This window comes from Flavobacterium sp. ZB4R12, from assembly GCF_048276375.1.
GTDB classification, from domain to species: domain Bacteria; phylum Bacteroidota; class Bacteroidia; order Flavobacteriales; family Flavobacteriaceae; genus Flavobacterium; species Flavobacterium gawalongense.
The window spans coordinates 77,669-102,308 of sequence record NZ_JBLNKS010000018.1 but is presented as its reverse complement, the minus strand read 5'-3'; the positions used below and the strand labels follow the sequence as shown (position 1 = coordinate 102,308).

The 24,640-nt window shown below is 36.0% G+C and carries 23 protein-coding genes; 17 read left to right on the top strand and 6 right to left on the bottom strand.

Features of this window, described 5'->3' with window-relative positions:
• The first annotated feature begins 297 nt into the window (after window positions 1-297).
• On the top strand, window positions 298-396 hold the full coding sequence (locus ACNO7W_RS13830) for a transposase (protein ID WP_417938577.1): 99 nt from the start codon (window positions 298-300) through the stop codon (window positions 394-396).
• Window positions 397-586: 190 nt separating this feature from the next.
• Here the strand turns inward: ACNO7W_RS13830 and ACNO7W_RS13825 are convergent, their stop codons facing one another.
• The gene (locus tag ACNO7W_RS13825) at window positions 587-934 is read right to left on the bottom strand and encodes a hypothetical protein (protein WP_143386152.1); all 348 of its coding nucleotides are present in this window, start codon (window positions 932-934) and stop codon (window positions 587-589) included.
• Window positions 935-1,058: 124 nt separating this feature from the next.
• Here ACNO7W_RS13825 and ACNO7W_RS13820 point away from each other — a divergent pair, with 124 nt between their 5' ends.
• The 6 genes from ACNO7W_RS13820 (at window position 1,059) to ACNO7W_RS13795 (ending at window position 8,057) form a co-directional block, all read left to right on the top strand.
• Entirely contained in the window at window positions 1,059-1,235 is a 177-nt protein-coding gene (locus ACNO7W_RS13820; protein ID WP_185963135.1) for a DUF5522 domain-containing protein, read from the top strand.
• 252 nt (window positions 1,236-1,487) lie between these two features.
• Entirely contained in the window at window positions 1,488-3,470 is a 1,983-nt protein-coding gene (locus ACNO7W_RS13815) for a urocanate hydratase (RefSeq protein ID WP_417938576.1), read from the top strand.
• A 49-nt stretch (window positions 3,471-3,519) separates the two neighbouring features.
• Entirely contained in the window at window positions 3,520-4,056 is a 537-nt protein-coding gene (locus ACNO7W_RS13810; protein WP_417938575.1) for a DUF4136 domain-containing protein, read from the top strand.
• 128 nt (window positions 4,057-4,184) lie between these two features.
• Window positions 4,185-4,571: a group III truncated hemoglobin gene (locus ACNO7W_RS13805; protein ID WP_417938574.1), complete on the top strand. Its 387-nt coding sequence runs from the start codon at window positions 4,185-4,187 to the stop codon at window positions 4,569-4,571.
• Between the two features lie 124 nt (window positions 4,572-4,695).
• Window positions 4,696-5,829, top strand: a complete 1,134-nt coding sequence (locus tag ACNO7W_RS13800; protein ID WP_417938573.1) for an esterase-like activity of phytase family protein — start codon at window positions 4,696-4,698, stop codon at window positions 5,827-5,829.
• Window positions 5,830-6,299: 470 nt separating this feature from the next.
• Entirely contained in the window at window positions 6,300-8,057 is a 1,758-nt protein-coding gene (locus tag ACNO7W_RS13795) for an aromatic amino acid hydroxylase (protein WP_417938572.1), read from the top strand.
• A 126-nt stretch (window positions 8,058-8,183) separates the two neighbouring features.
• Here ACNO7W_RS13795 and ACNO7W_RS13790 read toward each other — a convergent pair whose 3' ends face one another.
• The 4 genes from ACNO7W_RS13790 to alaS all read right to left on the bottom strand — a co-directional run bounded on the left by ACNO7W_RS13790 (window position 8,184) and on the right by alaS (window position 12,983).
• Window positions 8,184-8,804 carry a DUF4230 domain-containing protein gene (locus ACNO7W_RS13790; RefSeq protein ID WP_417938571.1) on the bottom strand — a complete coding sequence of 207 codons (621 nt, stop codon included), beginning with the start codon at window positions 8,802-8,804 and terminating at the stop codon, window positions 8,184-8,186.
• 2 nt (window positions 8,805-8,806) lie between these two features.
• Entirely contained in the window at window positions 8,807-9,763 is a 957-nt protein-coding gene (locus ACNO7W_RS13785; RefSeq protein WP_417938570.1) for a GSCFA domain-containing protein, read from the bottom strand.
• Between the two features lie 34 nt (window positions 9,764-9,797).
• Complete coding sequence (locus tag ACNO7W_RS13780; protein ID WP_143386143.1) at window positions 9,798-10,175, bottom strand: GxxExxY protein; 378 nt, start codon at window positions 10,173-10,175, stop codon at window positions 9,798-9,800.
• A gap of 141 nt (window positions 10,176-10,316) precedes the next feature.
• Window positions 10,317-12,983, bottom strand: a complete 2,667-nt coding sequence (alaS, locus tag ACNO7W_RS13775) for an alanine--tRNA ligase (RefSeq protein WP_417938569.1) — start codon at window positions 12,981-12,983, stop codon at window positions 10,317-10,319.
• Between the two features lie 339 nt (window positions 12,984-13,322).
• On the opposite strand from alaS, the gene ACNO7W_RS13770 reads away from it, so the two are divergent.
• The 10 genes from ACNO7W_RS13770 (at window position 13,323) to ACNO7W_RS13725 (ending at window position 22,977) form a co-directional block, all read left to right on the top strand.
• Window positions 13,323-14,300, top strand: coding sequence for a M23 family metallopeptidase (locus tag ACNO7W_RS13770; protein ID WP_143386141.1), 978 nt, complete (start codon window positions 13,323-13,325; stop codon window positions 14,298-14,300).
• A 123-nt stretch (window positions 14,301-14,423) separates the two neighbouring features.
• On the top strand, window positions 14,424-14,756 hold the full coding sequence (locus ACNO7W_RS13765) for a MerR family transcriptional regulator (RefSeq protein ID WP_143386140.1): 333 nt from the start codon (window positions 14,424-14,426) through the stop codon (window positions 14,754-14,756).
• A 79-nt stretch (window positions 14,757-14,835) separates the two neighbouring features.
• Window positions 14,836-15,429: a LemA family protein gene (locus tag ACNO7W_RS13760; RefSeq protein WP_417938568.1), complete on the top strand. Its 594-nt coding sequence runs from the start codon at window positions 14,836-14,838 to the stop codon at window positions 15,427-15,429.
• A 100-nt stretch (window positions 15,430-15,529) separates the two neighbouring features.
• Window positions 15,530-15,967, top strand: coding sequence for a TPM domain-containing protein (locus tag ACNO7W_RS13755; protein WP_417938567.1), 438 nt, complete (start codon window positions 15,530-15,532; stop codon window positions 15,965-15,967).
• Window positions 15,967-16,779: a TPM domain-containing protein gene (locus ACNO7W_RS13750; protein WP_417938566.1), complete on the top strand. Its 813-nt coding sequence runs from the start codon at window positions 15,967-15,969 to the stop codon at window positions 16,777-16,779. The genes ACNO7W_RS13755 and ACNO7W_RS13750 overlap by 1 nt, the downstream gene beginning before the upstream one ends.
• 175 nt (window positions 16,780-16,954) lie before the next feature.
• The gene (locus tag ACNO7W_RS13745; protein ID WP_417938565.1) at window positions 16,955-17,368 is read left to right on the top strand and encodes an RrF2 family transcriptional regulator; all 414 of its coding nucleotides are present in this window, start codon (window positions 16,955-16,957) and stop codon (window positions 17,366-17,368) included.
• A 333-nt stretch (window positions 17,369-17,701) separates the two neighbouring features.
• Complete coding sequence (locus tag ACNO7W_RS13740; RefSeq protein WP_417938564.1) at window positions 17,702-20,203, top strand: TonB-dependent receptor; 2,502 nt, start codon at window positions 17,702-17,704, stop codon at window positions 20,201-20,203.
• A gap of 333 nt (window positions 20,204-20,536) precedes the next feature.
• Window positions 20,537-21,721 carry a chromate transporter gene (locus tag ACNO7W_RS13735; protein ID WP_417938563.1) on the top strand — a complete coding sequence of 395 codons (1,185 nt, stop codon included), beginning with the start codon at window positions 20,537-20,539 and terminating at the stop codon, window positions 21,719-21,721.
• A gap of 132 nt (window positions 21,722-21,853) precedes the next feature.
• Window positions 21,854-22,603 (top strand): DUF2490 domain-containing protein, encoded by a 750-nt coding sequence (locus tag ACNO7W_RS13730; protein WP_417938562.1) that lies wholly within the window; start codon window positions 21,854-21,856, stop codon window positions 22,601-22,603.
• 137 nt (window positions 22,604-22,740) lie between these two features.
• Window positions 22,741-22,977, top strand: a complete 237-nt coding sequence (locus ACNO7W_RS13725; protein WP_417938561.1) for a hypothetical protein — start codon at window positions 22,741-22,743, stop codon at window positions 22,975-22,977.
• 66 nt (window positions 22,978-23,043) lie between these two features.
• Here the strand turns inward: ACNO7W_RS13725 and der are convergent, their stop codons facing one another.
• On the bottom strand, window positions 23,044-24,354 hold the full coding sequence (gene der, locus ACNO7W_RS13720; protein ID WP_039109002.1) for a ribosome biogenesis GTPase Der: 1,311 nt from the start codon (window positions 24,352-24,354) through the stop codon (window positions 23,044-23,046).
• Between the last annotated feature and the right edge of the window lie 286 nt (window positions 24,355-24,640).

The following is a 24,640-nucleotide window of genomic DNA, read 5'->3' as shown; positions in this document are numbered from 1 at the left end:
TCCTAAAATAACTTTACTTGTTCTCATTTAATTGTCGTTTAAATGTGTAAACCTATTTTAGGACAAGACAGTTATTTAAATCTGTGCAAAATCCGTTCAATCCGTGTTATCTGTGTGTCCTATTTTATCCTTTGGAACATATTGCGGACTGTCATATTAATTTTAATGGATCCAAAGTAAACTGCAATTACATAAAAGGTAGTTTCGGCACTGCATTAGAAAATAGAACTCAATCTTCCTGTAAAAGAATCTGGTCCAAAGGTACACATCGTATCGTTCAATAAATCCGGACAGACAATGGCTTCTTATAAAAAACGTTGGCAAGTAGAAACACTTTTTAAAGCACTAAAAAGTAGTGGTTTTAATGTAGAAAACACGCATGTTATACCGATTTAGGAAGATTGGAAAGATTATTTTATTGACAATAATCACCTTTGTGTGGCGTTATAAAACAGGTGATTTTATAGATGAAAATATTAAGAAAATTAAAAAGCAGGGTAGAAGATCTGTTAGTGTTTTCAAATATGGTTTAGATTATTTATAAAAATTTTATTAAATTAATTTAATCTACTGGAAATCAATCTTATTAATTTTTTGTCATGTACATATCTAAATAATTTAAAAACTTTAAAAAAGACCTTTTCTTCAAATACTCTAAATCTTTTTCATTGGCGTAAGCTTCTCTTTCGAAACTGATATTTCTATAAGCTAAATCAGCGTTTTTATATTGAACCAAACGAAAAAGATATTCTATAAAATACCAAATAAAAAAAGGAATCACTAAAAGTTCTAATTGTTGGCGAAGATGGATTTTTTCATGATTAACAAAAACCACATTTTCTTTATCAGCACGATTTTTTACAAATACAAATGGAAATGCCACCAATCCACGATATCCTTTTGGAATTAAATATTTAGCAACAATTAGAAACATTCGCTATAAAATTTATAAATTTGTAATGATAAAATGGCTCTATTTAATGAAAAACTCAATCGATTAAGTAATTTACATTATGAAAGTAATCCCAATGAATTTTACAATTAGAATAATCCCAAGTATGATTGAGCAAAGTAATGAAAATAAACTAATAGAAGGGGAAGATTTCTATTACACACCTGAAGGTTACAAATGCTTTACAGAAAAATACCATTTAAAACGGGGCTATTGTTGTAAAAGTGGGTGTCGTCATTGCCCATATGGTTATGATAAGAAAACAGGCACAAATAAAAAGTAGTTAGTGGTCCGGTTACGGTAAGCAGATTTTAGGTTGCATATAGCAGAACTAAGATAGTAATCTCAATTTCAAAAAACATCAAATAAAATGGATATTTGTTTACAGAAATATAGAATCAAAATTCACAAATCCTACCATAGGTCGGATATTCGTTATCCTTAGGTATTACTTTTTTTTTGAGCATCAAGCAAATGATTCTCAAACGAAATATATTTCAAAAAAAGTAATAAACTCGTTTAACAAAATTATCAAATGACTTTCCAAGAACAAATACAACAAGGAATTCCATCGGTTTTACCACAACCAAAACAATACGAAATTGATATTAATCACGCTCCAAAGCGTAAAGAAATACTTTCGAACGAAGAGAAAAAACTAGCGTTACGTAACGCTTTACGCTATTTTGAACCGCAACATCACACTGAATTAGTCAAGGAATTCTCGGAAGAATTAGAAACGTATGGCCGTATTTATATGTATCGCTTTCGTCCAGATTATAAAATGTATGCGCGACCAATTCAGGAATATCCAGGAAAATGTGAACAGGCAAAAGCGATTATGTTGATGATTCAAAATAATTTGGATTACGCCGTGGCGCAGCATCCGCATGAGTTGATTACGTATGGTGGAAATGGAGCCGTTTTCCAAAACTGGGCACAATATCTTTTGACGATGCAATACTTGTCGGAAATGACAGAGGAGCAAACATTGACGATGTATTCCGGGCATCCGATGGGATTGTTCCCTTCCCACAAAGAAGCACCAAGAGTCGTGGTGACAAACGGAATGGTAATTCCTAATTATTCCAAGCCTGATGACTGGGAAAAAATGAATGCATTGGGCGTTTCGCAATACGGACAAATGACTGCCGGAAGCTATATGTACATTGGTCCGCAGGGGATTGTGCACGGAACAACAATTACCGTTTTGAATGGTTTTCGTAAAATAAAACGCAATCCAAAGGGTGGCTTATTTGTAACCTCAGGATTGGGCGGAATGAGTGGTGCACAACCAAAAGCGGGAAATATTGCCGGTTGCATCACCGTTTGTGCCGAAGTAAACCCAAAGATAACGCACATCCGTCACAGTCAAGGCTGGATCAATGAAGTGATTGAAAACGTAGATGAACTGGTAAAAAGAGTCGCTTTGGCGCAAGCCAATAAAGAAATAGTCTCTATCGGCTATCTTGGAAATGTAGTGGATGTTTGGGAAAAATTTGATCAGGAAAATATTCATATCGATTTAGGTTCAGATCAAACTTCTTTACATAATCCTTGGGCGGGTGGCTACTATCCTGCTGATGTTTCTTTTGAAGAAGCCAATGAAATGATGGCTGGCAATCCTGATTTATTCAAAGTAAAAGTACAAGAAACATTACGACGACATACCACTGCTATTAATAAACACACCGCCAAAGGAACGTATTTCTTTGATTATGGAAATGCTTTTTTACTGGAAGCTTCCCGTGCCGGTGCTGATGTAATGGCAGAAAATCATATTGATTTTAGGTATCCTAGTTATGTTCAGGATATTATGGGACCGATGTGTTTTGATTACGGTTTTGGTCCTTTCCGATGGGTTTGTGCTTCGGGAAAACCAGAAGATTTAGCCAAAACTGATCTCATTGCTTGCCAGGTTTTGGAAGAAATGGCAAAAACAGCTCCTGAGGAAATTCAGCAACAAATGCAGGATAATATTCATTGGATAAAAGGCGCTCAGCAAAACAAATTAGTCGTAGGTTCACAAGCCAGAATTCTTTATGCTGATGCCGAAGGTCGTGTAAAAATTGCAGAAGCTTTTAATCAGGCCATTGCCAAAGGCGAGATAGGAACTGTCGTTTTAGGGCGGGATCATCATGATGTTTCCGGAACCGATTCGCCTTACAGAGAAACTTCCAATATTTATGATGGCTCCCGATTTACCGCTGATATGGCAATACAAAACGTAATTGGGGACAGTTTCCGCGGTGCAACTTGGGTCTCTATTCATAATGGTGGCGGCGTTGGCTGGGGCGAGGTAATTAACGGTGGATTTGGTATGGTTCTTGATGGTTCAAAAGAAGCGTCAAGACGTTTAGAATCAATGCTTTTCTGGGATGTCAACAACGGAATTTCCAGAAGAAGCTGGGCACGAAATGACGGAGCGCTATTTGCAATAAAAAGAGCGATGGAGACGCAACCTTTATTGAAAGTGACCATCCCTAATATAGTAGCCGACAATTTGTTGGATTTTTAAGAATTTGAACGTATCTTTAATAAACATTTAGTTATCAAATAATTATACCATGAAAGCAATTAAACTCCTTCCAGTATTTCTACTTTTCGCAGTTGCCTCTTGCAGTTCCGTAAAAGTATATTCAGATTATGATAAAAATGTAGATTTTAGTCAATATAAAACCTACGCTTTTCATAAAAGAGGTATTGATAAAGCCGAAATTTCAGAATTGGATAAAAAAAGAATACTTAATGCCATTGACCGAGAACTAAGCAAAAAAGGAATGACCAAAAGTGAAACGCCTGACTTACTGGTAACCATTTTTACCAAAGAAAGAGAACGGGTAGATGTAAATCAATATAATGCCGGTTGGGGTTATGGATGGGGTTGGGGATGGAATCCTTACTTATGGGGAGGACGTAGCACCTATGTTTCTTCTTCAACCGAAGGAACATTGTATATCGACTTAATTGATGCCAAGAAAAAAGAACTCGTTTGGCAAGGTGAAGGAGTCGGCTATTTGACCGAAAACCGCAATGAAAAAGAAAAACAGATCAATGAATTTGTGGCTAAAATTTTAGAGCAATTCCCTCCTGTGAAAAAGTAAACAGTTTTCAGATTACAGTGAACAACAACGATAGCTTTCAGGATGTTATTTAAAAAGTAACAATACCCTTTTACACTATTATTTGATATAAATGGCCTACCTTTGGGTAGGCTTTTTTATACCCAATCATGACACTACTCAACGATATTACCACTCTCGAAGATATCAAATTACTTGTTGATACCTTCTATTCAAAAGTTCAAAAAGACAAATTTATTGGCCCCATATTCAATGAAAAAATAGGCAATCACTGGACGGAACATTTAGAAAAAATGTATCGCTTTTGGCAAACTATTTTACTCGAAGAACATACCTATTCCGGCAGCCCATTTCCGCCACACAAACAATTACCGGTTGCCAAAGAACATTTTGAACGCTGGATGGAAATTTTCACCGAAACTACCGATAGTTTATTTGCAGGCCCATTAGCCGAAGAAGCCAAATTAAGAGCGAAGAACATGGCTGAAATGTTCAATTATAAAATTGAGTATTTCAGGAATGCTGATAAAAATTGAAATTTAAACAATAACCCCTTTTCGGAATCTTGCTAAATCAATCTTTACTTTGGTATAATCACATTATTTTTTCTAAAAAGCGAGATTCCATTGACAGAAAAACATCTAATAGAGAACCCAAACTATGCGAAAATTTTTATTTCTTGTTGTTTTACAAGCTGTTCTTCTTTCTTGTTCCAATTTAAAACAAACCGTCGAAAACAAACCGACTCCCAGTTTAAAATTAGTCAGTTCACTTGAAATTCCTTTTAATGAAACCTTTCAAGACACTAGGGTTGGTGGCTTATCCGGAATCGATTATGATGTAAAACAAGATCTGTATTACCTGATATGCGACGACAGATCTATGTTCAATGACTCGAGATTTTATACTGCAGAAATTCGTTTGATCGAAAATAAATTAGAAAGTATCAATTTTCAAAGCGTTACTACTTTAAAAAACGAAACCGGAAAAAGTTATGGCAACTGGAATACCAACCCAATAACAGCAGCCGATCCTGAAGATATTCGATTCAATCCCAAAACCAACTCCTTAGTTTGGAGCAGCGAAGGTGCTCGTGTGGTTACCGCTGATAAATTGATTTTACAAAATCCTGCAATCAATTTCATGGATTTAAAAGGTAATTTTACTGGCAAAGCCAAATTACCTGAAAATTTAAAAATGCAAAAACAGGAAAAAGGCCCCAGAAATAATGGAACTTTAGAAGGAATTACTTTTGACGCTAAATTCAAAAATATTTATGCCAACATTGAAGAGCCTTTATTTGAAGACGGCAGTTCTGCTAACACAACCAAAGGTGCTTTTATCCGATTCTATCAATTTAATGCCAAAACAAAAAAGAACACCGCTCAATACGGCTACCAATTAGAGCCTATTGCCCGTGAACCCAACCCAAAAGGTGCTTTTGCCGTAAACGGTGTTTCGGCGATTCAATATTATGGAAAAAACCAGCTACTGGTTGTAGAGCGCTCCTACTCTACCGGTATGCAAGCTTGTACGGTTAAAGTTTTCCTATGCAATTTAAAAAAGGCAAACGATGTTAAAAAACATCCTTCATTGAAAAATCATAATTTTGAAGTTGCCACCAAGAAACTAGTACTTAACATGGATGATTTGGGGATTTTTATTGATAATATCGAAGGGCTTACTTTTGGACCAAAATTGGCCAACGGTCACCAATCCATCATTTTCATTTCGGATAATAATTTTTCAGATAAACAAAAAACGCAATTACTGCTTTTTGATTTTATAGAATAACGATTAATATTTTTTGAGTTTTCGTAATGCAAAGATTTTCTTCCTTCCGTCAGTTCGAGTGTTTTTTGAAGTTGACGATTCACCAAGATTAGAAAAATGTTCTACTTCAAAAAATGTATCGAGAACTTTCATACATACTATACTTCTCGATACATTTTTGGCTTATCCAACTTTCCTTTTCAAAACATCTTATGCCAAGCCAAAAACACTCGAAGAGACGAATTGGAATTGTTAACTTAGCCCAGATTACTTCACTATACTTTTATTTTCATTGGAGTTCAGTGAACTTCGTTTGCAATGGAAAGCTTTTTGCAAAAGCCGTTTTAGTTTTTCTTGTTGCTAGAAAGCGACCGGAGGAAGCTCTTGTAGCAACTTTAGAAAAACAAACGGATTTGCAAAAACTTGTAATGAAAAGCTGGAAATAGCTCCTTAAATTCGTACTTTTGCAAAACAACTACAACGATTTCGAAATGAACTCAACTATAGAAAGCAATCCGTTATTAGACCGATTGCCAAAGCACTTAAAGCAATTTATTAAGCCTCAGGATTATAGTGATTATACGCCTATCAATCAGGCGGTTTGGCGCTATGTGATGCGCAAAAATGTTAACTATCTCTCGAAAGTGGCGCATAGCTCTTACCTCGAAGGTTTGAAAAAAACGGGAATTGAAATTGACTACATTCCCAGTATGTACGGCATGAACCGTATTCTGACCGAAATAGGTTGGGCTGCTGTGGCGGTGGACGGATTTATTCCGCCCAATGCGTTCATGGAATTTCAGGCGTATAATGTGCTTGTAATTGCTTCTGATATTCGTCAGCTCGAACATATAGAATACACGCCTGCACCGGATATTATTCACGAAGGTGCCGGTCACGCGCCCATAATTGCCAATCCGGAATATGCGGAATACCTGCGTCGTTTTGGAGAAATAGGCTGCAAAGCGATTTCTTCGCATAAGGATTATGAAATGTATGAAGCCATACGACTGCTTTCTATCTTGAAAGAAGCCGAAGACACGCCGCAAGCCGACATTGATGCTGCCGAAAAAGCGGTGGAAGATTTGCAGAATAATATGGGTGAATTATCCGAAATGGCGCAAATTAGAAACCTGCATTGGTGGACAGTGGAATATGGTTTGATAGGAACAGTTGACAATCCAAAAATTTATGGTGCCGGATTGCTTTCGTCTATTGGAGAAAGTGCGTGGTGCATGACGGATAATGTAAAGAAAATACCTTACGACCTATCGGCTGCCAACCAGAGTTTTGATATCACGAAACTGCAACCGCAACTTTACGTCACTCCAGATTTTGCTTATTTAAGCATGGTTTTGGAAGAGTTTGCCAATAAAATGGCCTTGCGTACCGGAGGATTATCGGGAATCAATAAACTGATTCATTCGAGTGCTTTAGGAACCATTGAATTAAGCACCGGAATTCAGATTTCGGGTGTGTTTACCAATGTCATTGAAGAAGAAGGCAAACCCGTTTATATTCAAACTACAGGAAAGACTGCTTTATCGTATAGAGAAAAAGAATTAGTGGGTCATGGAACAATCAAACATCCGAAAGGTTTTGGAAGTCCAATTGGAAAACTAAAAGGAATAAATCTCGCCATTGAGGACATGAGTCCAAGAGATTTAAGCGCTTATTCTATAACAGAAACCAAAAATGTAACGCTGGAGTTTGAAGGCGATATTACGGTAAAAGGAGAAATCATTACAGGATCCAGAAACCTTCACGGTGAAATTATTTTAATCAGCTTAAAGAACTGTACGGTAACTCACAGGGGAACTATTTTGTTTCAACCAGAATGGGGAAATTACGATATGGCGATAGGAAAAAAGGTGATTTCGGCTTTTTCAGGTCCTGCTGATGTGAACAGTTTTGATTTGATTTCGCATGTTCCAACAAGTAAAACGATCAAGGCAAAACATACCGCAGAACGTGATGATTTAGAGATGCTGTACCAAACTGTTAGAAATATTAGAGAAACCAAGGACACACAAACTTCTTTGGCACCAATTTTTGAAAAACTACACACAAATCATCCCAATGATTGGTTGTTAGCCATTGAAATTGCAGAACTTTTGAAAGATAGAAACGAGCCTCAACTCTTACAGGAAGTGATGGTTTATCTTGAAAAATTAAAAGAAAAAAGACCCGAAGTTGCGCATTTGATTGCTGGCGGTTTGGATTTGATTTTTGATAAAGAGAAAGCATAAAATTACTTCAAGGAAGTGGACAGAGAATTTAAACACGACCCGAGCGAAGCGAACGGACGAAGTAATTTCACGAATTTTCACAAATTAATTTGTGAAAATTCGTGAAATTCGTGTTATTATTACTTTTTACAATTTTATTTTTTGTCCAAAATCTTTTTCGCTTTCAATCACTTTCCCTTCGTATTGCAATTTCCAACCCATAGTATTGGTCAGAATCAATATTTTAGACAATTCGCTTATCAATCGGTTTTGAGCATTTGTTTTCAACGACGATTTTTCTATTTTCTTGGCCAGATTAGCTTTAACTGACTTATTGATTTTGTTGTAATCATCACCCGTAAAAGGATTCAATTTACTTTGTTCGACATCATAAAATTGAACATCGGGACTGATTTTTATTTCTTCCTTCGGAATACTTACAATCGTTATTGTTTTGTTTTTTTCATCGATATCGTATTTCATTTTATGTAAATCATACGCAACTGTCACATCAGCATTAACAACAATAAGCGCTTTTTTCTCGAAAGAAATCATGTCCAACAAATATTTCTGCTGATTTTTATACGTTATCACTTCTGAGAAATGACCTTCGGTAACCACCAGCTTTCCTACGTTTACAATTTGTTGCTGAATGAGATTCGTGTTGTAACTGATATCGTCATCATCGTTTTTCTTAAAGTCACAAAATTTAAATAATAAAAATATCCCGGCAATAACTCCTATTCCAATAAGTAGTCTTCTAAGCATAACTAAAATTTGATGAATGAATATCGAGATACCAATTTAGTGATTTTTTCTCTCAGTTTAGTTTCGAACTTCAGGTGACTTTCTGAATCAGGATTAAAAGGCTTGTGAGACAAACTTTTTTGAATACCTTCGACTTCCTCCATAATAGAAAAAGCGGTTTCTGAAATTGTGGTTTCCTTGAAACGTTTCCAAATATAGTCTATCGCCACTTGATTGGGATGCAACATATCTTCGGCATAAAACCGATAATCACGGAGTTCATCCATCATGATTTCGTAGCTGGGAAAGTATTCAGTGTTCAGTTTACAGTATTCAAAATTCGGAACGCTGTGAATAGCAGATATCAAATTGGCTTTGCTCCATTGATTTTCGACAAAACCATCTTTAATATGTCGTATAGGCGAAACCGTAAAAATGACATTGCAATTGGGATTTACAGAATGAATTAATTCCAATGTATTCGCAACACTTTCTTGAATTACATCAACCGAAAGTAATTCTTTCTTGAACTGCTTTTGTGGTACTTTATGGCAATTCGCTACAATGTTACCGCTTTCAATATTTCGATATACCCACGAGGTTCCATAAGTGATAATAACATGAGAAGCTTCTTGTAATTGCTGTTTTGTTGATTTGAGTATCGCGTTTAACGATTCTATTAACTCATCCTTATTTGAAATACTCAAATCCGAATGTACATCGAAACAATGCCAGCGTTCGTTATGAAAGAAAATGTCATTTTCTGTGAATAATATTGCATTTATGGCTTTATGGATAATTTTATCGATAGAAACTGGGTTGAAAATTATTCCGAAAGGATTTATGGTGTTTTGAAATTTAAAATATTGGAATTTATCAGAAATATTTTCCGCAAAACAAGAACCCAAAGACACCACTATGGAGCTGTAATCTAAAGGATGATTACTTTTAGGAATGGGTATTTGCGTTCTGAAGTTCATATCTATTTCTCACAAAGGCGCATAGACGCAAAGGTTAGAGGTTATTTACTATTCTTGTTATTCCCGTTTTAATTAGTGGCTCGTTGAAATTAATCAACAAGCCCAATTTCATTCCTGTAATTTTTAGATATGTTAAGAGTTGTTTTGGATGAACATTAGCAATTTGTTCAACTGATTTTATTTCTAAAATAACTTTATTTTCTACTATCAAGTCAGTTCTAAATCCAATATCTAATTTTACTTCATCCCAAATAACCGGAAGTGGTTTTTGATTTTCAACTATTAATCCTCTTTTAGTTAACTCATAAAACAAAATAGCTTCATAAACTGATTCTAACAAACCTGGACCAAGCTTTGTGTGTATTTTATAAGAAACATCAACAACAATTTTTGAAATTTCGTTTTCTGTCATTTTTATATTTCTCGCTAATATATTAAAAAATATCGCAAAGTCCCAGAGACGCAAAGCTATTGCTAACGAATATTTTTTATTATTTATCCACAAACACTTTGCGTCTCTGCGACTTTGGGAGACAAAAACTTTACGAGATAATTACTTCAAAAATTCAACCGCTTTTTCCAAAGCTTCTTGAATTCCTGCAACATTCTTTCCTCCAGCAGTAGCAAAAAACGGCTGTCCTCCGCCTCCACCTTGGATAAATTTACCCAATTCACGAACCACTTGTCCAGCATTCAGGTTTTTCTCCGCTACTAATTCTTTAGAAACATAACAGGTCAACATCGGCTTTTCTCCCGAAGCTTCGGGATTCACTGTAGCCAAAACAAGGAATAGGTTTTTGCCTAAATTCCCTAATTCGTAAGCCAAATCCTTTGCCCCTTCCGGATTCAAATCTACTTGTTTCGCCAAGAATTGAACACCATTGATTTCTTGTATTTCAGATGTTAAACTCACTTTCAAATTTTTAACCTTGTCTTTCATCAAAGTCTCTATTTGTTTGGCAAGCTTGGCATTTTCTTCTTGCATCGAATGAACAGCTTTCAAAATATCCTGAGGATTTTTTAAAGCTGTTTTTACTTCATTCAATGTGTTTTCATACGATGCAAAATGTGCTTTAACGGCATCACTTGTAATGGCTTCGATACGACGAATTCCCGCAGCAACCGCTCCTTCAGAAACGATTTTGAAATGCCAGATTTCAGCTGTATTTTTCACGTGAATTCCGCCGCATAATTCCATGCTTTCGCCAAATTTAATCGCACGAACCTCATCTCCATATTTCTCTCCAAAAAGTGCCATTGCTCCTTCTGAAACTGCTTGTGCAAACGGAATATTTCTTCTTTCTATAAGTGGTAATTGTTCCTGGATTCTTGCATTTACAAAATCCTCTACTTGTTGCAATTCAGTTTCCGTCATTTTAGCAAAATGAGAAAAGTCAAAACGCAAATAGTTTGGATTTACCAAGGAACCTTTTTGTTCTACATGAGTTCCTAAAACACTTCTCAACGCTTGGTGCATCAAGTGTGTCGCCGAGTGATTTCTAGAAGACAAACTTCTTAAATCCTGATTTACTTTAGCAATAAAACTGGCGTTTACATTTTCAGGCAGTTTTTTTGCAAAATGCAAAATCAGGTTATTTTCTTTTTTGGTGTCGATGATTTCGATGGTCTCGTTTGCCGAAACCAAAGTTCCTTTATCGCCCACTTGTCCCCCACCTTCTGGATAGAATGGTGTGTTATCTAAAACGATTTGGTATAAAACGCCGTCTTTTTTACTGTCAACTTTACGAATACGAGTGATTTTTACGTCACTTTCTGTTTGGTCATACCCTACAAATGTTTCTACATTTCCAGGAATCAACACGGACCAATCTTCGGTAGAAACTTCTGATGCGGCGCGTGAACGATTTTTTTGTTCTTGCATAGCAGAATTAAAACCAGCTTCGTCCAGTTCAAATCCTTTTTCTCTAAGAATTAATGCTGTCAAGTCAATTGGAAATCCGAAAGTATCGTATAATTCAAATGCTTTAGCACCTGAAATCCTCCCCAACCCCTCTGAAGGAAGGGCTTTTTCCTCTTCGATAACTTTATCTAATAATTGTAATCCTTGGTCCAATGTTCTTAAGAATGATGCTTCTTCTTCACGGATTACATTGGTAACCAATTGTTGTTGCGATTTTATTTCCGGGAAAAATTCACCCATTTGATTGGCCAAAACTGCTACCAATTGATTGATAAAAGGTTCCTTAGTATTCAAGAAGGTAAATCCGTAACGAATCGCACGACGCAAAATTCTACGAATTACATAACCTGCTCCCGTGTTTGATGGCAATTGCCCGTCAGCAATAGCAAAAGCTACGGCACGAACGTGATCTACCACTACACGAATAGCTATATTAGTTTTGTTTTGCTCTTCGCTGCTATTTAAAACTTCGTTTGAAGTATATTTTAATCCTGTAATTTGCTCTACTTTTTCAATAAGTGGCGTAAAAACATCCGTATCATAATTTGATGTTTTTCCTTGCAATGCCATACACAAACGCTCAAATCCCATTCCGGTATCAACGTGTTGTGCAGGTAATTTCTCTAAAGAACCGTCCGCTTTACGGTTGAACTCCATGAATACGTTATTCCAGATTTCCACTACTTGCGGATGGTCATTGTTTACTAAACTTTTTCCTGAAACTAAACTTTTCTCTTCTTCTGGGCGTAAATCAACATGAATTTCAGAACAAGGTCCACAAGGTCCTTGGTCGCCCATTTCCCAGAAATTGTCTTTTTTGTTTCCAAGAATGATTCTGTCTTCGTCAATCAATTCCTTCCAAATATCCCAAGCTTCCTGATCGAACGGTACATTTTCTTCTGGATTTCCTTCAAATACGGAAACATATAAATTTTCTTTTGGGATTTTATACACTTCTGTCAAAAGTTGCCAAGCCCAGTTGATGGCTTCTTTTTTGAAGTAATCACCAAAAGACCAGTTCCCTAACATTTCAAACATGGTGTGGTGGTAGGTATCAAAACCTACATCTTCTAAGTCATTATGTTTTCCTGAAACACGAAGACATTTTTGGGTATCGGCAATTCTAGGACTTTTTGGTGTGGCGTTACCTAAGAAATATTCTTTGAACTGCGCCATTCCTGAGTTGTTGAACATCAGGGTTGGATCATCTTTTAGAACTATTGGTGCTGATGGAACGATTAAGTGTCCTTTTGATGCAAAAAAATCCAGAAATTGTTTACGTACGTCTTGTGATTTCATTTTTTTAATTTAAATATTTAAAGATTCAAAAATTTAAAGATTATTTAGAACTGAATTTTTCAATCTTAAAATCATTCAATCTTTTAATTTCTTTTGCCCCAGATAGCAGTGGAAAGCTTCGAGATTTATAAATTTATTTTTTCTTGAGGGGCAGAGCGACCGGAGGAAGCTCCTGCTAACGCATTAGAAAAAAAGATTTATAAACGAGAACTTGCAACGAATAGCTGGATTAGGCACATTAATTTATTTATTCTTGAAAAAAGGGTGGAACGAATGAAACATTTATTAAATTTGTTCGACTAACATTTTACAGTGTGCAAAAATAGGGTATTTTAAAATATGTCGAAAGTAAAATATTATTACGATTCCGAAAATCTCGCCTACCGAAAAATAAAAACACGAAAAAGGAAAAAATTTGGTGTTGTTATCCTGTTTTTATTGGCCTCGGCATTGTTTGGTTTTTTGAGTTTCGTTGTTTTACTGAATACGCCTTATTTTGAAACTCCAAAAGATCGATTACAGGCACGTGAAATTGAAAATTTGAGATTAAATTATGCTATTTTGAACAAGAAAATAAATCAGATAAATAGCGTTATTGAAGCCATTGAAGATCGGGACAATAATTTATATCGAGTTTATTTCAATCAATCAGCAATTCCTGATGAGGAACGAAAAGCGGGTTTTGGCGGAGTTAATCGGTATGCTAAATTAGAAGGATATGACAATTCCCAGTTGGTAATCAATACGACAAAAAGAATTGATGTTCTTAGCAAGGAATTAGCGATTCAGTCTAAATCATTGGATGCCATTTTAAAATTGGCGGAAGCTAAAAATGATTTTTTGTCAGCTATTCCTGCCATTCAGCCAGTACGAAACGAGAATTTAAAACAAATGGCATCTGGTTTTGGATACCGAACGGATCCTTTTACAAAAGTGAGGAAAATGCATGAAGGCATGGACTTTACAGCAAAAACAGGATCTCCCATTTATGCTACCGGCGATGGAGTTGTAGCAAGAGCGGACAATACGGCCTCTGGATATGGAAATCATATTGTGATTCGGCATGGATTTGGATACGAAACTTTATATGCACATTTAAGCAAATATAAAGCACGGGCGGGACAACGCGTGAATCGTGGCGACATTATAGGTTATGTGGGAAGTACTGGAAGATCCGAAGGACCGCATTTACATTATGAAGTGCATAAGGATAAAAAGGTGGTGAATCCACTTAATTTTTATTACGGGAATATATCGGCAGTGGAATATGTCGCTATCGCACAATTGGCTAACCAAGAAAATCAATCATTAGACTAATGCATAAAAAAGTATTCAGTGTTCAGATAGCAGTATTCAGTCGGAGGTTTAAAAAGGTATCTGTCGTAATAGCAATAAATAATGGCATTCAATTAGAAAATTAAAAAGTCAAATAAAAACAATATGCATATTGAACTTTCTAAAGACAAAAGATATTACAGCATTGGCGAAGTTGCCAAAGCATTTGACGTGAATGCATCGCTGATTCGTTTTTGGGACAATGAATTTGATATTCTGAAACCAAAGAAGAATGCCAAAGGCAATCGTATGTTCACTCCAGAAGATGTCACTAATTTACAATTGATTTATCATTTGGTAAAAGAAAGAGGTTTTACGCTGGAAGGTGCCAAAACCCATTTGAAAGAAGGCCAAAAGAAAACACTGGATAAATTTGAAATTATTCGCAAATTAGAAACGATTCGAACACAACTGACGAATATTAAAAATCAACTATAGATTGTGATTGCAGATTAACGAATGCTGATTCAGATTTAAAAAAAATAACAATTAAACACTAAACTTAAATTAAACAAAAATGGATTTTAAAAAATTTTTACCTTGGATTATCGCAGCAGTTGTAATTATTGGAATTTACAGCTGGGTTAAAGGAATTAATAATACTGCCGTAACTTTAAACCAAACAGTAGAACAATCTTGGGGGGATGTGCAAACGGCATACCAAAGAAGAAATGACCTTATTGGAAATTTAGTGAATACGGTAAAAGGAGCCGCTGATTTTGAAAAAAGTACGTTGACTGCAGTTATTGAAGCACGTGCCAAAGCAACTTCCGTAAAGATTGACCCGGCAAATATTACTCCGGAACAATTGGCTGAATTCAACAAAGCACAAAGTGGCGTAAGTAGTTCATTGTCAAGATTATTAGTGACTGTTGAAGCGTATCCTGATTTGAAAGCCAACCAAAATTTCTTAAAATTACAGGATGAATTAGCCAGTACTGAAAACCAAATTCTTACTGCAAGAACCCGTTTCAATGAAGCAGTAAAACCATATAATTCGCATATTAAAACGTTTCCAAATTCATTATTTGCGGGAATATTCGGTTTCAAAGAAAAAGCATATTTTAATGCTGTAGAAGGTGCAGACAAACCCGTTGAAGTAAAATTCTAAAACATTTAAACACAAAGTTCACAAAGGAATCACAAAGGGCACTATAATAGTGAACTTAGAGAAACTTCGTGAACTTCGTGGTTATAAAAAAAATAAATTTATGTCAAAAGTAGACCATTTTTTAACCAAAGAAGAAGAACAAGCAATTGTTGAAGCTATTCGCGTGGCCGAAAAAAATACTTCTGGCGAGATTAGAGTACATATTGAAAAAACAACTTCCATTGATGCTTATGATCGCGCAACGGAAGTTTTTCATGAACTGAAAATGGACGAAACCGAACTTCAAAACGGTGTTTTAATTTACTTAGCTGTAGAAGATAGACATTTTGTAATTTGTGGTGACAAAGGCATTAATGATGTGGTTCAAGATGATTTTTGGAATTGCACCCGTGATATCATGGTGGCTGAGTTCAAAAAAGGAGATTTCAAGCAAGGACTTATCGATGGAATTGCCAGAGCCGGTGAACAATTGCAGAAATATTTCCCTTGGCAAGAAGGCGATACGAATGAATTATCAAACGAAATATCTAGAGGATAATGCTATTACAAAAAAAGAATGCCCTAATTTCCCTAAAGCTATTTGTTTGTTTTTTATTTACACAGATAAGTTTTGCTCAATTTACCATTCCTGAAAAACCAAGTTTTCAGACTTCTGTTTACGATTATGCGAATGTTTTAAGCGCAACTGAAAAAGCGCAACTGGAAGAAAAACTCATTAAATATTCTGATTCAACCACAACTCAAATTGTGATTATCACCATAGAAACCCTTAAAGGGGAGGACATTGGTATCCTTACACCAAAGTGGGGACAAACCTGGGGCATTGGCGGAACTGCAAAAAATGACAATGGAGTTCTTATTTTATTGGCTAAAGTCGAAAAAAAAATATGGATTTCGCCAGGTTATGGCCTTGAAGACCGATTAACTGCCGGTATTGGCGGAGAAATTACCCGAAACATCATCATTCCCGAATTTAAAGCAGGAAGTTACTACAAAGGTCTTGATAAAGGAACTGATGCGATAATTGATGTTTTTAAAGGAAAATACAAAGGGGAACGGATAAAAACTAAAGAAAAGGGATTTCCGATTTTACCACTTATCGTTATTGTGATTATTATTCTGATTCTTATTTCAAGAAATAAAGGTGGTGGTGGAAATTCTGGCAACAGAGGCGGCGGAGGCCCTAGTTTACTTGATGTAATTATTCTGAGCAGCCTTGGAAGAAACAGTGGCGGAAGCGGTTTTGGCGGCGGTTCTTCCGGTGGTGGATTTGGAGGCGGCGGAGGCGGTTTCGGTGGTGGATTTGGTGGCGGTGGTTTCTCAGGCGGTGGATCTGGCGGAGATTGGTAGATTTCAGATGGCGGTGTTCCGTTTGAATCCATACCTTCAAGACTGCATTCGACATTCAAAAACCAGCAATACTTTTAAAATTATAAATAAAAATAATTATGTTTGTTTTCCTTTCATTTTATAAATTTGAAATCGGATCTAATTCATAATTTACTATTATAAAACACATAAAAAAATGCTTTCACATAAAGCCAAATACGCGCTCAAAGCATTACTGTTTTTAGCGCAACAAGACGAAAATCATATTTCTCGTACTATTGAAATTGCCGAAGCAGCTAATATTCCAAAAAAATTTTTGGAACAGATCTTATTGGATTTAAAACGTGGGCACTATGTCGGAAGTAAACAAGGCAAATTTGGCGGTTATTACCTTTTAAAATCCAAAAACGATATTACTTTAGCTGATATTCATCGGTTATTTGATGGTGCAATTGCATTACTCCCATGTGCATCATTAAATTTTTACGAACCCTGCTCCGATTGCACAAACGAGTCCGAATGCCTATTAAGACACGGATTAATGACTATTCGAGATGAGACTTTAAAAGCTATGGAAGGCATTACTATTTCCTCATTAGTAAAAAAATAAAAAAATATTTTTTAAACTCTACTAATTTCATAGAATTAATTATATATTTGCCTAGAATTTAATACATAATTAACAATCCAAATTTAAACGTATGAAAACGTATCGAAGCAAGTTCATTTTTTCTAATGAACAATCCCGAAAAAATCTCCTAATTGCAATTGAAAATAACAGTATTCAAATGATGTGTATGTGCTAGTAAAAAAAAATTTAATTTAAACTCTACTAATTACATATAATAAACATACAATGAAAACAATTTATACAAAAATAATTACAACCCTAGTATTACTATTCATTTTCTCTTTCTCTTTTGCACAAACTACAGTTAATGGTGTGGTGACAAATAGCCAAAGTCTACCTTTAGAAGGCGCTAATGTGGTATTAAAAGGCACTAGATATAATACTACTACAGAGGCCAGTGGTACCTTTACAATTGACACCCAAGAAAAACTTCCTTACTCGCTTATTATACAATATGTTGGATATAAATCTAAAGAAGTTACAATTGCTGAACTACGAGATACGCCATTAGAAATAATTCTTACCGATGACAATGTGCTTGTTGAAGTGGTCATCACATCAAGACGCCGTATTGAAAAAGCACAAAACGTTCCCATTCCAATTTCTGTTGTGAGTGGCAAACAGGCTGAGGAAGCTGGAGCTTTCAACGTTAATCGTTTGAAGGAATTAGTTCCATCAGTTCAATTGTATTCTTCAAATCCAAGAAACACAACTATTAACATTCGTGGTCTGGGTTCCACTTTTGGACTTACTAACGATGGTATCGATCCAGGTGTGGGTTTTTATGTAGATGGTGTTTACTACGCCCGTCCGGCCGCCACAACACTCGACTTTATTGATATAGACCGAATTGAGGTATTACGTGGACCACAAGGTACATTGTTTGGAAAAAATACGACAGCAGGTGCTTTTAACGTAACCACTCGCAAGCCTAGCTTTACTTCAGGTGCCAACTTTGAGGTTAGCTTTGGAAATTATGGATTCCTTCAGGCTAAGGCCTCTATCACTGGTACTTTAAGTAAAAAATTTGCCGGACGATTATCTTTTTCAGGAACGCAACGTGACGGTCTAATAGAAAATGTAGCCACAGGTAAATCTGTAAACGACCTGAATAATCAAGGAGTTAGAGGACAGTTGCTTTATAAACCAACAGAAAATACCGATATCACATTGGCGACAGATTTTTCGCGTCAACGTCCCGATGGATATGCTCAAGTTATTGCTGGTGTTGCCCCTACAAAACGTGCCGCTTACCGTCAATTTAATCAGATTATTTCTGATTTAAACTACAGTCTTCCAAGTCAGAATGCATTTGACCGTAAGATCGATCATGATACCCCTTGGCGTTCAGGACAAGATTTAGGAGGTATATCCCTAAATGTGGAAACTAAAATTGGAGAAGGAACACTTACTTCGACCTCAGCTTGGCGCTATTGGAATTGGGACCCTTCCAATGACAGGGATTTTACTGGTCTTCAAGTGCTTAAACTTTCTCAAGCTACGTCAAAACATCAACAATGGTCACAAGAGGTTCGTTATGCAGGAGATTTCTCCCGTAGATTAAGTGGTGTAATCGGTGTATTCGCTATCGGACAAGAACTTAAAGCAGATCCTATCCAGATTGAGGAAGCTGGATCCGCTCAATGGCGCTTTTCTCAAGATACACCAAACGATTCCAATGGTTATTCATTATGGCAGACACCTGGACTTTTAGATGGATACGGAATCAAAACCCGAAACACACTCAACACATTCAGCGGGGCAATATTTGGTCAACTTGATTGGAAAATTACTGATGGCCTTCACTTATTGCCTGGCCTAAGGTATAATTATGACAAGAAAAAACTTGACTACAGTAGAGAGACCTACGGAGGTCTTCAAACAACCGATCCAGCTTTACTTGCCTTGAAAAAGAAGGTGTATTCTAATCAGGCTTTCAAAGTGGATGTAGACGACACCAACTTTTCCGGAAATTTAACATTGGCTTACAAAGCGGCTGACCGTGTCAATACTTTTGCAACTTATGCGAGAAGTTATAAACCTGTAGGTGTTAACGTAGGTGGTATACCTACCGATGCTAATGGTCCGATTCTAGCACTTGCTGAAATAAAACCAGAACAAGTAAATCATTTTGAAGTTGGAGTGAAAACCTCCCCTTTTGACCATACCATACTGAATTTCACACTTTATAACACAGACATCAAAAACTTTCAAACACTGGTTCAAAGTCCTGACGTGAGTCTAAACCGTGGTTATCTTGCTAACGCAGAAAAAGTACGTGTACGCGGTGCTGAGCTTGATGCTAGTGTTACTGTCAACAAATATCTGTCGTTCAACGGTGCAGTATCTTACACTGATGGTAAATATGTTTCTTTCAAGAATGCACCACTGCCACTGGAAGAAACCGGATTAAAAGATGCAAATAATAATGCCATATATGCTAAGGATATTTCAGGTGGTGACCTACCTGGTATCTCGAAATGGGCAGGATCTTTAGGAGGTGAAATCTCTGATTCGGGTAAATTATTCGGTAATACTGGGAAGTTATTCTTTGCGTTAGATACTTACTATCGCTCCTCGTTTTCTTCAAGTGCATCTCCTTCCAAGTATCTGGTTGTTGATTCTTATGCTTTGCTTAATGGTCGTATTGGTTTCCGTGCTTCAGAAGGTTTATCTGTTTTCTTATGGGGACGCAACCTGTTGGATAAGGATTATTTTGAACAATTATTACCTGCGGGTGGTAATGCTGGACAATATGCTGGTGTATTAGGGGATCAAAGAACTTACGGAATTACCCTTCGCTATTCTTTGTAGCGGGAAAAATAAGTATCGATTAGTAAAACTGTCACATCATGATTAATCAATATAGAAATAAAAAGAACCATCAAAACTTAATTTTGGCGGTTCTTTTTTACTATTTATCTGGGAATTTCATCCCTTACTTTATTTTATGTACCATTACATTTTGGCGCAAGCATAAATGGATTTATACCTGTATTGACCAAAGTAATTAAAAAACAACGCTCCTAACTATTTCATATCGCTACCCGTACCCGTCCGATTTGGAAATGACAAACCATCTTCCTTAACTTTAGGTTTTCAATTTGGAATCGCATTTTAATAAAATATTCATTTATATTGAAGCACATGGATAAATTCAAAAAAACACCCCTAAATTATACTTTACTCGACTTAATAAAATATTTTCTTAAACTGGGAACAACTGGTTTTGGTGGTCCTGTTGCTTTAGTCAGTTATATGCATCGTGATTTGGTTGAAGATAAAAAGTGGATTAGTGAGTCTGACTATAAAGAAGGTTTAGCCCTTTCGCAATTAGCTCCTGGTCCGTTAGCCGCTCAATTGGGAATTTACATTGGATACGTACATTATGGTGTTTTAGGCGCTACTGTTTCAGGATTAGCTTTTATCTTACCCTCTTTTATCATGGTGGTATTGTTAGGTATTGCTTACCAGACATATGGAGGTTTGCCATGGATGCAAGCCGTTTTTTACGGTGTAAGTGCTACTGTAATTGGCATCATCATTTTGAGTTCCTATAAACTTACCATTAAATCTATTGGCAAATTTGAAATTACTAATATCAAAAAAAATTGGTTACTATGGGTATTTTATATCTCTTCAACCATTCTTACCGCTGTCACACAAAAAGAAGAAGTTCTTTTATTTGTAGTTTTGGGTTTTTTATATATGATTGTAAAAGCACCTCCAGAATGGATAAAACGTCCTAAAACAGCTTCTTATTTGTTATTAGGCACTGTTAGTTTCTCTGCTGTTGAACTAGGAAAATTAGGAGATATAGCTTGGTTTTTCACCAAAGCCGGAGCTTTTGTTTTTGGAAGCGGACTGGCTATTGTTCCATTTTTACATGGTGGAGTTGTCCATGAATACGGTTGGCTAACCGAAAATCAATTTGTTGATGCTGTAGCAGTAGCGATGATTACTCCGGGCCCTGTAGTTATTACAGTAGGCTTTATTGGTTATTTGGTCGCTGGTTTCACAGGGGCTTGCGTTGCAGCCTTGGCCACTTTTTTACCTTGTTATTTATTTACCGTTATTCTTGCTCCCCATTTCAAAAAAATTGCCCAAAACAAAAGTATAAAAGCATTTGTTGACGGAATCACTGCTGCGGTAGTTGGCGCTTTAGTTGGTGCAGTAATTGTAATTGCTACACGTTCCATTGTAGACTTACCTGCTGTATTGATTGCCATTGGAACGGTTTTGATTCTGATTTATACTAAAAAAATACAAGAACCTCATATCATTGGCATTGCAGCACTTTTGGGTGTGTTGTTGAAACTGATAGATGTCTAGTCCTAAATAAACGATACAAATTTTGGTAGATTAAAATATTTCATTTAAAGTCCTTTTTAGAAGATAAGTATAAATCTATCCCATCATTTTTATAGAGTTTGTGTAAATTTGCCAAAAATTGAAACAAACTTCATGAAAATAACCAAAATCCTTTTCTTATTCTTAGTCTGCTCTATATCACGAGCTCAAACCGAAAAAAATGTAGATCATCAAAGTATCCTTTGGACACGATATAATAACCAATTGACATTAAACAACAAATGGTCTTTACATTCTGAATTTGATAATAGGCTTTTTCTAAAACCTGTTACCGAAAATTTATATGTAATCAGAGTACAAGGGCGCTATAAAATCAATGACCATCTGGAAACTGGAGTTGGTTTTGCTCATTTCTCAGTTGCTACGCAAGAACCTGAACTAAATTATGATTTTAGCATACCGGAATATAGAGGACAACAAGACATTACGTGGAAACAAGATGTGGACAAAATCACTTTGAATCAGCGTTTTCAACTGGAAGAACGATTTATTCATAATGCCAATAAACAAGAATTGTTATCAGGAACTACTTTTTCCTGGAGATTTAGATACCGCATCCAAGGTGATTACACTTTTTGGAAAAAAGAAAACCAGTTTTTAAAAGCAATAGTATCCGATGAATTACTGATTAATTTCGGTAAAAAAATTATCAAAAACACTTTTGATCAAAATAGGATTTATGCCGCTGTACAATATGGTATTAACAAAAATTTCGCTGTAGAACTTGGCTATTTAAACAGTTTTCAACAACGGGCCAGCGGAGTAGATTATTTTAATAGAGACATAATCCGATTCAGTATTTTCCACAAAATAAGATTACAAAAAAAGGTTAAAACTATTTAGCTACTATATTTAAGTAACAATAAATCATTGCTCTAAATGGATAAAAATCACAATGACAAAAAAATTAAACATTGATTATTAGATAATTAACTAAATATTTAACTTTTCTGGCGTAACTTTAGTCAAAAGATATAGCCATGAAAAATTTCGCAATCAAACTCGTGTGGTTTACCACTGTTTATGTTTTTGTATTTGCCGGTTTATGTCAAACTAATGTTGCCCTGCCGGTAATAATGACCCTATATTGCATTGGTATACCATTAATCGTGTTTATGGTTTATACTGTACTGCATGATGATTACAAAACATCTAAAACTTTCAAGGATTGGTATGAAGACCATCCTATGGAAACTTTAGAAAAAGAAGAGAATTAGAATTATTCCATTTTCTATCAAATAATAATTTAACCAAAAAAAATCCCGATTGCTCGGGATTTTCTATTATTTCTCTCTGATATAAATGTCGATTGGCACTCCTGAAAAGTCCCAGTTTTCTCTAATTTTATTTTCCAGATAACGTTTGTAAGGCTCTTTAACATATTGTGGCATATTGGCAAAAAACACAAATTGTGGAGTTGGTGTTGGCAACTGCATGCAATATTTAATTTTCACATATTTCCCTTTTGTTGCCGGTGGTGGGTATGCTTCAATCACTTTCAACATAAATTCGTTGAATTTTGAAGTAGCAATACGTTGTTGTCTGTTCTCGAAAACCTTTACAGTAGCTTCCAATGCTTTCAACAAACGTTGTTTCGTTAAAGCAGAAACAAAAAGAATAGGCACATCCGTAAATGGCATTAATTCTTCTCTGATTTTAGCTTCATAATCACGAGTTGACATCGTTTCTTTTTCGACCAAATCCCATTTGTTCACTAAGATTACAACTCCTTTACGGTTTTTTTCAGCCAACCAAAAAATACTTTGATCTTGTCCTTCAAAACCACGAGTGGCATCTATAATCAAGATACAAATATCAGCATGCTCAATCGCACGAACCGAACGCATTACCGAGTAAAACTCCAAATCTTCTTTCACTTTCGCTTTACGACGGATTCCCGCGGTATCAACTAAGTTAAATTCGAAACCGAAACGGTCAAATTTTGTATCAATAGAATCCCGGGTAGTTCCCGCAATATCAGTAACAATATATCTGTCTTTACCAATCAAGGCATTGATAAAACTAGATTTTCCAGCATTAGGACGACCCACAACTGCAAAACGAGGCAATACAACTTCTTCCTGAGTTGGCTCCGGTTTAATAGGAAAAGCGTCAATCAACGCATCCAATAAATCCCCAGTTCCACTTCCAGAAATACTGGCAAACGTATAATATTCTCCTAAACCAAGGTTATAAAACTCAATCGCATCTTTCTCACGCATCGCATTATCCACCTTATTTACTGCAAGTAAAACCGGTTTCGTCACTTTACGCAACAATCTCGCAACAGCATCATCCATTGGAGTAATCCCTTCTTCTACATCAACTACAAAAATGATAACATCAGCCTCATCTATAGCAAGTTCTACTTGTTTACGAATTTCGCCTTCAAAAACGTCATCCGACCCACGCACATAACCGCCCGTATCAATCACAGAAAATTCCTTTCCGTTCCATTCGCTTTTTCCATAGTTTCTATCACGGGTCACTCCCGAAACCGAATCTACAATCGCTTCTCTTCTTTGTATCAATCGATTAAAAAGCGTCGATTTTCCTACGTTTGGCCTTCCTACAATGGCAACAATGTTATTCATAATCCTAATTTCAAATATTTTGCAAAGGTATGCTTTTTTTAGTTTGCAGTGGTCAGTTTTAAGTATTCAGCTAAAAAGCACGCTAACTGCGACTTCAATCTAAATTTTTAATGCTTTTTTTAGGAGCTATTTCCAGCTGTCCACTTTATCTTTCCAGTCCTGAACTTGTTTCAGGATCCTGAAACAAGTTCAGGACTGGAAAGGATGCCGTTCCCATCTGGGCTAGGGCATTTCGAATTCTAATATCATTTATCGTAAAGTTTAGAGCTGAGCACTAAGAAACTGA